We start from the raw sequence: 11,154 nt of genomic DNA on the forward strand, positions 1-11,154 counted from the left end.
GGGGTGGAGGTCACCCCGCCCCGCCGGCGGTCGGTGTCAGCGGTCGGTGTCAGTGGACGGGCACCGGCTCCGGTGCGGGCGCGGCCGGCAGGTAGTGGTCGGCGTGGCCCTCGATGTGCAGGTGGGGCAGGCGCCGGTCCAGTGCCGCCGGGAGCCACCAGTTGGCCCGGCCGAGCAGGTGCATCACCGCGGGCACCAGCAGGGTGCGCACGAGGGTCGCGTCGATGAGGATCGCCGATCCCATGCCGATGCCGATCACCTTGATGGCGATGTCCGGCGAGGGGACGAACGCGGCGAAGACCGCGACCATGATGGCCGCCGCGGCGGTGATCACCCGGGCCGTCCCGGCGAGGCCGCGCACGATCGACTCGGCGTTGTCCCCGGAGCGCAGCCAGGCCTCGCGCATCCGGCTGACCAGGAAGACCTCGTAGTCCATGGAGAGGCCGAACAGGACCGCGAAGGTGAGCACCGGGACGAAGGCGGGCAGCGGGGTGGGGTTGTCGATGCCGACCAGCCTGCCGATCGTCCCGCCCTGGAGCACGAGAGCGACCACGCCGTAGGAGGCGCCGACGGAGAGCAGGTTCATCACCGCGGCCTTCAGCGCGACGGCGAGGCTGCGGAACGCGAGGACGAGCAGCAGCATCGAGACCGCGACGACGCCGCCGACCAGCAGCGGGATGCGCCGGGCGATGTTGTCGGTGCTGTCGATGGCGCTGGCGGTCGCGCCGCCGACGTGCACCGCGACCCCGGGTGCGGCGGCGGCCGGCAGGACGCGGTCGCGCAGGTCGCGGACGAGGTCCTCGGTGGCGGTGGCCTGCGGGCCCGTCTTCGGCACGACGGTGAGCAGCAGGGCGCGGCCGTCGGGGCTGGGCTGCGGCGGGGTGACCGCGAGGACGCCGGGGGCGGCGGCCAGCGCGGCGGGCAGGCCGGCGGCCGCGTCGGGGCGGGTGCCCGGGGCCAGGTCGGCGACCAGCACGAGCGGCCCGTTGCTGCCGGGGCCGAAGGCGGCGGCGACGGTGTCGTACGCGGCGCGGTTGGAGCGGCCCTGCGGGTCGTTGCCCGCGTCGGGGAAGCCGAAGCGGACGGTCAGGAAGGGCGCGGCGAGGGCGAGCAGGACGGCGGTGCCGACGAGGGCGCCGAGGATCCGGTGGCACTGGACGAACAGGCTCCAGCGCAGCCAGCCGGGGCTGGTCTCGTTGGCCGCGGGGCGCTTGCCGCGCCGGGGCAGCGGCAGGCGCAGCCGGTCGAGGTGGCGGCCGAAGTAGCCGAGCAGGGCCGGGAGCAGGGTGGCGGAGGCGGCGAGCACGACGAGGACGGAGAGGATCGCGGCGAACGCGGCGCCGCGCATGAACGACAGGCCCATGGCGAACAGGCCCAGCATGCTGGTGACGACGGTGAGTCCGGCGACCATGACGGCGCGTCCGGCGGTGTCCAGGGCGGCGACGGTCGCGGTGTGCGGGTCGAGGCCGTCGGCGCGCCATTCGCGGTAGCGGGTGACCAGCAGCAGGACGTAGTCGATGCCGACGCCGATGCCCATCATCGCGGCGAGCGAGGTCGACCAGTCGGGCAGCGGGAGCAGGGCGGCCAGGACGGGCAGGAGCGCGCTGCTGACGGCGAGTCCGCCGACGGCGGTGAGCAGGGGCAGGCCGGCGGCGACGACGGAGCCGAAGGTGACCATGAGGATGATCGCGGCGGCGGCCAGGCCGATGCCCTCGGAGCCGATGGCGCCCTGTTCGGCCTGCTGGACGGCCATGCCGCCGAGGTCGGCACGGAGGCCGCCGGTGGTGCTCCGGGCGAGGTCGAGGAGGCGGTGGGTGTCCTCCTTGGGCATGTCGGGCGCACCGGCGACGTCCAGGTGGATCTGGGCGAGGGCGGTGCGGCCGTCGGGGGATATCCGGCCCTGCGGGCCGTACGGGTCGTCGACGGCGCGGACGTGCGCGACCTCGGACATCTTGTGGACGAGGTCCCGGGCCTGGGTGCGGACGGTGTCGGCCCGGACGCCGCCGTCGGCGTGCAGCACGAGGCTGATGCTCTCGCCGGAGCTGGCCGGGAAGTGCTGGGCGAGCAGCTGCTGGGCCTGCTTGGAGTCGGAGCCGGGGGCGGTGTAGTCGGCGCTGTACTTGTCCCCGAGGGCGGCGGAGAGGCCGAAGGCCGCGACGATCGCGAGCAGCCAGATCAGCAGGGTGCGGCCGCGCTGCCGGAAGCTCCATCCGGCGAGGCGCCCGAGCGGGCCGGGGCGGTGGGGGGTCGTCGGTCCTGCGGGGGCCGGTCCGGCTCCGCTCGGGGCCTGGGACATGGGTCCTCCTGGTCTGCCTGGTCCGGCGAGGCCGGCCCAAAGAGTTAAGTGGCGTAACTGAAGTGATGAGAGTGTAACCTTGGCGGCGAGCGACTCGGACCACGGCTCCTGCGGACCGCCCCCACAGCCGGTCCGGGTCGGAGAGCGAGCGCACGATGGGCCGTACGGAAACCACGCAGCCGGCACCCTCCCGCCGGGAGCGGATGCGGGCGGCGACCGTCGAGGAGATCAAGCAGACGGCGCTGCGGCTGATCCACGAGCACGGCAGCGCAGGCCTGCGGTTCGCCGACATCGCCCGCACGATGGGCCTCACCGCCCCCGCGCTCTACCGGTACTTCGCGGACCGCGACGAGCTGCTGACCGCCCTGGTGGCGGACTCCTTCGACAGCCTGGCGAGTGCGCTCGCGGCCACCCGCGGGCAGGTCGCGGCGGACGACCTCGACGGCCGCTTCCTGGCCACCTGCACGGCCTACCGGGACTGGGCGCGGGGCAACCCGGACCGCTTCGCCCTGATCTTCGGCGTGCCGGTGCCCGGGTACGCGGCCCCGCCCGAGGGCCCGACGGCGGTGGCGGGCGAGCGCCTGATGGCGCACCTGCGGGACCTGATGGCCGACTCCGCCCGGCTCGGTCGGCGCGGCAACCCGCTCGTCCCGGACGGCGACGAGGCGGTGCTGCTGGCCTGGGCCTCGGTGCACGGGTTCGTCTGGCTGGAGGCGCACGGGCATCTCGGGTCGCTCGACCCGGACGCCAGGGACCGCCTCTTCGCGGTCCAGACCCGCGTCGCCGCCGCCACGGCGGGGCTCGCCCTGCCCGCCTGACCGCGCTCGGCGGTGCCCGCGGGGCCCCGGAACGCGCGAACGCGGCCCGCCGGAGCGGGCCGCGTTCGATCGAATCGTGAACGTGCGGGAAGGACTTACTCCACGGTGCCGGAGTCGGCGATGGTGATCTTCGCCTTGGTGCGGCCGCTCTGCGAGCCGAGCGACTCGATCCGGGTCACCAGGTCCATGCCCTCGACGACCTCGCCGAAGACGACGTGCTTGCCGTCCAGCCAGGTGGTCGGAATGGTGGTGATGAAGAACTGCGAGCCGTTCGTGTTGCGGCCCGCGTTGGCCATGGACAGCTGGCCCGGCTTGGTGTGCTTCAGCTCGAAGTTCTCGTCCGCGAACTTCTCGCCGTAGATGCTCTTGCCGCCGGTGCCGTCACCGCGGGTGAAGTCGCCGCCCTGGAGCATGAACTCCGGGATGACGCGGTGGAACGAGGAACCCTTGTAGCCGAAGCCGTGCTCGCCGGTCGCCAGTTCGCGGAAGTTGCGGGCGGTCTTCGGGACGACGTCGTCGAAGAGGGTGAAGACGATCCGGCCGGCGGGCTCGTCGTCGATGGTGATGTCGAAGAAAACGTTTGAAGCCATGCAGGGATCATGGCACGACCCGAGCCCCGCGGCGCGACAGCCCCCGCCCACGGACCGGAACGCGCCCCCGCGGAGCCCCCGCGCCGGACCGGGACGGCCTTGCCCGGACCGCACCGTTCGCACCCGGACGGCACTTCGCTCCGACAGGCGCGGCACCGTCACCGCCCGCTCGCGGGGTAGGGCATGCTCGCGGTATGACGGTTCTTCATGCGGTGTCGGCGGACGGCACGGTGGTGCGCGCGGCCGACGACGGGCGCGGGCCCGTGGTCCTGGTGGTCCACGGCGGCGGCGAGTCGGTGGCGAGCTGGGACGGAGTCACCGAGGCGCTGGCGGCGGAGTTCCGGGTCGTCCGGATCGAGCGGCGGATCTACGCCCCGGGCGCCACAGCCGGGCCGCGGCACTCGACGGCCGTCGAGGCCGCGGACATCCTGGCCGTTGCCGCGGCCGTCGGCCGGCCGGCCCTGCTGCTCGGCCACTCCTCGGGGGCGGTCGCCGCCCTGGAGGCGGCCGTGCTGCGGCCCGACTCCTTCGGCGGACTGTTCCTGTACGAGCCGCCGGTGGGATCGCGGACGCCCGTCGGCGGTCCGGCCGCCGACCTTGCACAGGCCGCGATCGCCGCCGGCCGTCCCCTGGAGGCCGTCCGGATCCACCTGCGGGACATCGTCGGCCTGCCCGCCGACGCGGTGGAGCGGCTGGTGCGCGATCCGGGGCTGCGGGCCACCGCCGCCGACCGGGCGCCGGTCTGGGCGGCGGACATCCGCGCCGTGGACGCGCTCGGCGTAGGCCTCGACCGCTACGCCTCGCTCGGCCTGCCGGTCACCCTGCTGGAGGGCGAGCTCAGCCCCGCCCACCTGCGCGAGCGCCTCGCCGACCTCGCCGCCGTCCTCCCGGACGCCCGGGTGGTCACCCTCCCCAACTGCGGGCACACCGCGCACCGCTCACGGCCCCGGACCGTCGCCCGGGCCGTCCGGCACGCCGCCCGCCCGCCGGTGGGCTGACCGGGCCGACGGGCGGCGGCTCGGCACGGCGCCCGGTCGGGACGTCAGGCCCAGATGCGGTCGGCGTAGTCGAGGAAGTTCCGGCCGAGGATCTTCTCGATCCGCTCGGAGCGGTAGCCGCGCCGCTCCAGCAGCCGGGCCAGGTCGCGGAACTGTTCCACGCCGCGCAGGTCCTCGACGAACGGCAGGGTGTCGGCGCGTTCCCCCGCCGCGCCGACCCCGCTGGCGCGGCGCAGCTCGACGTGGTCGGCGAGGGACTGCCGGTAGGCGTCCAGGTCGTCGACGGGGGTGACGGTGCCGTCGGTGCCGATGCCGACGTGGTCCTCGCCGCAGACGTTGACGGCGTACACGATGTGCTCGACCACGTCGGCCGCGGTGGCGTGCCCGGAGAGCGCGAGGAAGGGCATGAAGTAGATGCCGACGAAGCCGCCGCGGTCGGCGACCAGGCGCAGTTCCTCGTCGGTCTTGTTGCGCGGGAGGTCCGTGAGCGCCCGGCAGCCGGTGTGGTTGATCGAGACCGGCTGACGGGAGATCCGGGCCGCCTCCAGGCAGGTCCGCTCACCGCTGTGCGACAGGTCGACCATCAGCCGGCTGTCGTTGAGCGCGCCGACGACCTCGCGGCCGAGCGGGGTGAGGCCGCGGTTCTCCGGCGCCATCGAGCCGTCGCCGAGCTGGTTGGCCTGGTTGTAGGTGAGTTGGACGACGCGCACCCCGCGGTCGGCGAAGAGCGCGACGCGCCCGGGGTCGTCGCCGACGGCCACCCCGTTCTGGAAGCCGTAGACGATGCCGATCCGCTGCTCCTCGGCGGCACGGCGGATGTCGGCGGCGGTGCGGACCTTGAGCAGGTCGGCGGCGTTGTCCCGGATGATCGCGTCCCAGACGTCGATCTCCTCCAGGGTGTGCTCGAAGGGCGGCAGGTCGCCCATGGTGTAGCCGAGCGTGATGTTGACGGCGGTCAGGCCGGAGGCGTGCGCGTCGGCCAGGGCGCGGGCGTCGATGGTGAGCTGGGCGCTGGACTGGTTGAGCCCGGCGGCGGCCGCGGCGGACTTCGGCGCGTTCGGGTTGTCCAGCTGCCCCAGCGCATTGACGATCAGGGGTGCGGAGAGGGTCATCGGCCCGCCTCGAAGTCGGCGCGGGCGTGGCGGCGGCCGCGCTTGACGGTCAGGTGCACGGTGCGCAGGTTGGCGATGGACTGCAGGGGGTCCTCGTCGAAGACGGCGAAGTCGGCGAGCCGGCCGGGTTCGACCGTCCCGCGCAGGTCGGCCGCGCCGGCGCTGCGGGCGCCGACGGCGGTCGCGGAGCGCAGCGCCGCCTCGGCGGACAGGCCGCAGCGGTCCACGAGGAAGGCGAGCTCCTCGTAGAGGGCCGGGAAGGGGTCCTCGGGCGCGGTCTCGTAGTCGGTGCCGGTGGAGATCGGCACGCCGGCGCGGTGCGCCTGGGCGGTGAGGGCGGCGGCGAGGTCGCTGGTGAGCCGGGCCCGTTCGGCGGCCTCCGGGCCGTCGCCGGCCATCTCGCCGCTCGCCCAGAGGGCGGCGGTGGCGTCGAGCACGGTGCCGTTGCGGAGCATCAGTGCGAACAGCTCGGCGATCCGGGGGTCGTCGCCCGCGGTGAGACGGGCGTGGTCGACCGGCGGCTTGTCCCGGTAGGTGGTCAGCGGCCGGTCGGCGGTCTCGTGCGCGAGCAGGGTGACGTGCGAGACGGCGTCGACGCCGGCCTCGACCACCTGGCGCGGGGTGGCGGGGAAGACCGCGGCGTGGGCCCAGACCGCAATGCCCTGGCGGTGGGCCTCGGCGGTGATCGCGGCGACCAGGCCGGCCTCCAGGTCGGCGTAGACCTTGATCGCGGCGGCGTGGGTGCCGCGGGCCATCGCGACGGCCAGCGGCAGGTCGGTGGTGTCGGTGACCGCCTGCATCCAGGGCACCTGCCCGGGGGTGGCGCCCCGGGTGACCTGGTGGGTGCGGGGGTCGTCGAAGAAGCCGGGCCCGGCCATCAGGGCCGCGTAGTGGATGTCCGGTCCGGGGATCTCGCCGACCAGGGTGGCGCGGGCCAGGTCGCCGATCTGCCGGACGTCGTCGGCCATGTCGCGGATCGCGGTGACGCCGCCGTACACCAGGCGGCGCAGCACGGCCTCGGCCCTGGGCCGGTCGGGCGGGGTGGCGAGGTGCTGGTGGGAGTCGATCAGGCCGGGGGTGACGAACCGGCCGGCGAGGTCGACGGTCTCGGCGCCGTCCGGGAGGAGCGCGGGCAGGTCGGCGTCGGGGACGACGTGCCGGATGCGCTCGCCGTCGACCACGATCGCCATCGACGGGCGGGGCCGCCGGTCCGTCCCGTCGAACAGGGTGGCGCCGCGGTAGGCGGTGACGGTCCCGGGCGCGGGGGGCGCGTACGGGGTCGGTGCACCGTGGTCCTGCTCTGGCATCCCTCACCTCTCGGTCGAATCTTGTTACGTCAGATGTAACACTTGTATTGTCTGGCGAAACGTCGCGCCACTGTATCGCAGCGCGCGCAGGAGATGGAGAGGTCGGATGTCGCAAAGCCCCCGTTCCGCGGTGGACAAGGCCCTCGATCTGGTCGAGGCGGTCGCCCGGGCCGACCGGCCCGCCCGGCTCGCGGACCTCGCCCGGGAGGTCGACCTGCACCGGGCGACGGCCTACCGGATCCTGCTCGACCTGGTGCGGCGCGGCTGGGTGCTGCGGGTGGGCGACACCTACCTGCCGGGCACCGCGGCGCTCCAGGTGTCCGCCGCGGCGCTGCGCCACTCGCTGGCCGCGCTGGCCCGGCCGGTGCTGGAGGGCCTGGCCCGGGAGACCGGCATGATGGTCAACCTCCAGGTGCTGGAGGCCGACCGGGCCCGGGTGGTGGACGTCGTCCGGCCCGAACGGCTCGCGATGATCTCCCATCTGCGCGACGAGGCACTGCCGGTGCACCGCTTCGCCGGCCCGCTGGCGCTGGTGGCCGCGCTGCCCGCCGAGGCGCGGGCCCCCTATCTGCGGCCGGCCGAGGCCGCCGGCCACCCCCTCGACGGGGACGAGGGCCTGCTCGCGGACATCGCCCGGGTCGAGCGCACCGGTGTCGCCCTGGAGCGCGGCCGGAACGAGAAACCGGTCGCCTCGCTCAGCCGGGCGGTGCGCACCGGCGACGGCTCCCCCGTCTGCGCGCTGACCCTGGTCGGGCTGGACGCCGAGTTCGACGGCGCTGCCCTGGAGGGCCTGACCGGCCGTCTGCTGGCCGCGGCCGCCGAACTGGAGCACGTCCTCACCGGCCGCGCGGGGCCCGCCACGGCAGCGGGCTCCGGCCGGCCGGACGGCGGTGCGGCATGACGGGCGTGCTGGTCCTCGACCGGGCGCAGACCCGGGCCGCCCTGGACCCGGTGCAGGTGACCGAGGCGGTCGGCCGGGCGCTGGTCGCGATCGCCCGCGACGAGGTGTCCGTCCCGCCGCGGATCGCCGCCCGGGCGCCCGCCGGGCTGCTCGGCGCGATGCCGGGCCATGTGCCGGGGCTGGGCCTGGCCGCCAAGCTCGTCTCGGTCTTCGGCGACCCGGCCCGCCCGGGCCGCAGCAACCACCGCGGCGTGGTGGCGCTCTTCGACGAGCAGGACGGGCGGCCGCTCGCCCTGATGGACGCCGAGCCGCTGACCGCCGTCCGGACGGCGGCCTGCGCCACCCTGAGCATGCGGGCCCTCGCACGGCCCGCCCCGCGGCGGGTGGCGGTGCTCGGCACCGGCACCCAGGCCCGCGCCCAGGTGGCGCTGCTGGCCGGCCTCGGCCCGGGGATGGCGGTCGTCGTCGGCGGGCGCGACGCCGGGCGCGCCCGGCAGGCCGCGGGCCTGCTGCCCGGCGCCTCCGCCGACACGGTGGCGGGGGCCGTGGCCGGCGCCGAGGTGGTCTTCTGCTGCACCGACACGGCGGCGCCGGTGGTCGACCACTCCTGGCTGGCGCCCGGTGCCCACGTCAGCTCGGTCGGCGGGTCGCGCGGGCCGGAACTCGACGCCGCCACGGTGCACGCCGCCTCCCTCTTCGCCGAATGGCCGGGGGCCGCCTCCCCGCCGCCGGCCGGCGCGCACGAACTCGCGGACCTCCCCGCCCGCCGGCTCACCCTGCTCGGCGCGGTCCTCGACGGCACCCATCCCGGCCGCCGCTCCCCCGAGGAACTGACCGTCTTCAAGTCCACCGGCCACGCGGCCCTGGACGTCGCCGCCGCCTCGGTCGCCTACCGCCTGGCCCGCGCCGGCGGCCTCGGTACGGAGGTGGACCTGTAGCGGTCGCCGGGTGCCGGCGGTTGACATCCGATCACCCTGTCGGTCCACCCAAATCTCCTCGTCCGGAGGAGAGTTGACGGCACCAGGGGTCAACCTCCCGCCGGGATCCGGCCTGTTCGGGTGACCCGCTGGCGTCGGCGGCCCCCGCGGCGGACGCGGCCACTACTCTCGGCCCGTGATCACACTCCCCGCCCCGTCCCCCGCCGACGGCGGCCCTCTGCACCGACCCGCCGCGACCGCAGCCCCGACGGCCGCCGGGGAGGCCTGACCGTGGAGACCTGGCTGCTCAACAACCTGTCGACGTTCACCCTCGCGGTGATCGTCGTCGGCGGGTTCGTGGTCATCGCCGCGCTGGGCAGCGCGCTGACCCGGCGCCGATACCCGCAGACCGCCAGCGGCGACCACAACGACATGGTCGGGGTCGCGCTCAGCATGTTCGGCGCGATCTACGGCGTGATCCTGGCCTTCGTCATCGTCACCCTGTGGACGCAGTTGGAGACCGCCGAGACCGTCGTCGCCACCGAGGCCACCGCCACCGCCCAGATCGTCCGCGACGCCCAGGCCTTCCCGCCCGCCCAGCGCGACCAGGTGGACCGCGCCGTCAGCGGGTACGTGCACGCCGTGGTGGAACAGCAGTGGCCGCTGATGCGCGACGGCCAGGGCGACTACAACCGCACCGCGACCAAGCTGGAGGCGGTCTACCAGGCGCTGCAGGGCTACCAGCCGGACACCCACGCGGAGCAGAGCTTCTACGACCAGGCCGTGGACAGCCTCGGCCAGGTGGCCGGCCAGCGGCGCGCCAGGATCACCCAGAGCAGCCAGCAACTGCCGGGCCTGCTCCAGGTCCTGGTGTACGGCGGTGCGGCGGTGATCCTGCCGCTGACCTTCCTGTACGGGATCCGCAGCCGCCGCATCCAGGTACTGTTCGTCAGCTCGGTGGCCGCGCTGATCGGCTTCAGCCTGCTGCTGGTGCTGGTGCTGGACCGCCCGTTCGCCGGGGAGCTGAGCGTCAGTCCGACGCCGTTCAAGGAGGGCGTGCTCGCCCAGTTCTGGACGGGCCCGGTCGCCCCGGGGACGGGCGTGGCCGACGGCCCGGCCACCCGCTGAACGCCGCGGGCCTCAGTACCTGAGCCGATCGGCGAGTTCGCCGGCCGTCGGCGGATGGGCGCCGGCCCGGGAGACGGTGATGGCCGCGGCGGCCACCGCGGTCTCCAGGGCCGCTCCCACCGCTGCGGGATCGGGCTCGCGGCCGGCGAGGACGGCGAGGACGGCGGACATGAAGGAGTCCCCGGCACCCACCGTGTCGACGATCTCCGCCGGGTCCGCCTCCGCCCGGAACTCCCCGTCCGCGGTCAGTGCGAACGCGCCGTCGCCGCCGCAGGTGACGATCACCGCGCGGGGGCCGAGGCCGAGCCAGCGTGCGGCGCTGTCCCGGACCGGTACTCCGGGGTACAGCCAGCCGAGGTCCTCGTCGCTGGCCTTGACCAGGTGGCTGAGCGCCACGCACTCCTCCACGGCGGCGGTGCCGGCCGCCCGTTCCCCGAACAGCGCCGGCCGGATGTTGGGGTCGTACGAGACGGTCGCACCCGTCCCGCGCAGGTCGCGGAGCAGTCGGCGGGCCGTACCGGCGCCCGGTTCCAGCACCGACGCGAGAGAGCCGAGGTGGACGTGCCGGGCGCGCGGGGCGGCCACCGGCCCGAGGCTCCAGGTGATGGCGAACTCGTACTCCGCCCGGCCGTGTTCGCCGAGGGTGACGACGGCGCTCGGGGTGCCGACGTCCTGGCCGTCCGTCAGGACCGCCACGCCGGCGGAGGCGAGATGGGTGCGGATCAGGTCGCCCATCGCGTCCTGCCCGAGCTGGGTGAGCAGGACGGCCTGCCGCCCCAGCCGGGCCAGTCCGTAGGCGACGTTCGCGGGGCTGCCGCCCGGGTGGGGGCGGTCGGGCCGACCTGGGGTGCGGACCACGTCCGCGACGCACTCGCCGATGACGAGGAACTCGACGGGCTCGGGGACGGCCGCGTCCTGGGTGCTCGGTTCTGCCATGGTGCTGGACTGCTCCTGGTTCGGGGGCTGTGGGGACGGTCGGAAGGGTCGGGCCGGGCCGCGGGCGGCGCGCCCGGCGGGGACCCGGCCGGCGCCCCGCCGCCGGCCGCCGCCCCCGGCCGGGGGGTGCCTGCGGCGGGGGAGGGGGGCC

Annotated in this window: 10 protein-coding genes; 5 read left to right on the forward strand and 5 right to left on the reverse strand. The window is 75.3% G+C overall.

What is annotated here, in order from left to right; all coding sequences use genetic code 11:
- Nucleotides 1-49: 49 nt before the first annotated feature.
- The gene (locus ACFV0G_RS24230; protein ID WP_380551606.1) at nt 50-2,296 is read right to left on the reverse strand and encodes an MMPL family transporter; all 2,247 of its coding nucleotides are present in this window, start codon (nt 2,294-2,296) and stop codon (nt 50-52) included.
- A gap of 155 nt (nt 2,297-2,451) precedes the next feature.
- Here ACFV0G_RS24230 and ACFV0G_RS24235 point away from each other — a divergent pair, with 155 nt between their 5' ends.
- On the forward strand, nt 2,452-3,114 hold the full coding sequence (locus ACFV0G_RS24235; protein WP_380551609.1) for a TetR/AcrR family transcriptional regulator: 663 nt from the start codon (nt 2,452-2,454) through the stop codon (nt 3,112-3,114).
- A 95-nt stretch (nt 3,115-3,209) separates the two neighbouring features.
- Here ACFV0G_RS24235 and ACFV0G_RS24240 read toward each other — a convergent pair whose 3' ends face one another.
- Entirely contained in the window at nt 3,210-3,704 is a 495-nt protein-coding gene (locus ACFV0G_RS24240) for a peptidylprolyl isomerase (protein WP_380551612.1), read from the reverse strand.
- A 194-nt stretch (nt 3,705-3,898) separates the two neighbouring features.
- Between ACFV0G_RS24240 and ACFV0G_RS24245 the strand changes: the two genes are divergently transcribed.
- Nucleotides 3,899-4,702: an alpha/beta fold hydrolase gene (locus tag ACFV0G_RS24245; protein WP_380551615.1), complete on the forward strand. Its 804-nt coding sequence runs from the start codon at nt 3,899-3,901 to the stop codon at nt 4,700-4,702.
- A 44-nt stretch (nt 4,703-4,746) separates the two neighbouring features.
- Here ACFV0G_RS24245 and ACFV0G_RS24250 read toward each other — a convergent pair whose 3' ends face one another.
- The gene (locus ACFV0G_RS24250) at nt 4,747-5,814 is read right to left on the reverse strand and encodes a dipeptidase (protein ID WP_380551618.1); all 1,068 of its coding nucleotides are present in this window, start codon (nt 5,812-5,814) and stop codon (nt 4,747-4,749) included.
- Entirely contained in the window at nt 5,811-7,121 is a 1,311-nt protein-coding gene (locus ACFV0G_RS24255; protein WP_380551621.1) for an amidohydrolase family protein, read from the reverse strand. Before ACFV0G_RS24255 ends, ACFV0G_RS24250 begins: the two co-directional genes overlap by 4 nt.
- Nucleotides 7,122-7,227: 106 nt before the next feature.
- Between ACFV0G_RS24255 and ACFV0G_RS24260 the strand changes: the two genes are divergently transcribed.
- The 3 genes from ACFV0G_RS24260 to ACFV0G_RS24270 all read left to right on the forward strand — a co-directional run bounded on the left by ACFV0G_RS24260 (nt 7,228) and on the right by ACFV0G_RS24270 (nt 10,067).
- Complete coding sequence (locus tag ACFV0G_RS24260; protein ID WP_380551625.1) at nt 7,228-8,022, forward strand: IclR family transcriptional regulator; 795 nt, start codon at nt 7,228-7,230, stop codon at nt 8,020-8,022.
- A complete protein-coding gene (locus ACFV0G_RS24265) occupies nt 8,019-8,960 on the forward strand; it encodes an ornithine cyclodeaminase family protein (RefSeq protein ID WP_380551628.1) in 942 nt (313 codons plus the stop codon). Before ACFV0G_RS24260 ends, ACFV0G_RS24265 begins: the two co-directional genes overlap by 4 nt.
- Before the next feature lie 270 nt (nt 8,961-9,230).
- Entirely contained in the window at nt 9,231-10,067 is an 837-nt protein-coding gene (locus ACFV0G_RS24270; RefSeq protein WP_380551631.1) for a DUF4239 domain-containing protein, read from the forward strand.
- Between the two features lie 12 nt (nt 10,068-10,079).
- Here the strand turns inward: ACFV0G_RS24270 and ACFV0G_RS24275 are convergent, their stop codons facing one another.
- On the reverse strand, nt 10,080-11,003 hold the full coding sequence (locus ACFV0G_RS24275) for a carbohydrate kinase (protein ID WP_380551634.1): 924 nt from the start codon (nt 11,001-11,003) through the stop codon (nt 10,080-10,082).
- Nucleotides 11,004-11,154: the final 151 nt, after the last annotated feature.

Origin of the sequence: Kitasatospora sp. NPDC059571, from assembly GCF_042735675.1 — a bacterium.
Taxonomy (GTDB): domain Bacteria; phylum Actinomycetota; class Actinomycetes; order Streptomycetales; family Streptomycetaceae; genus Kitasatospora.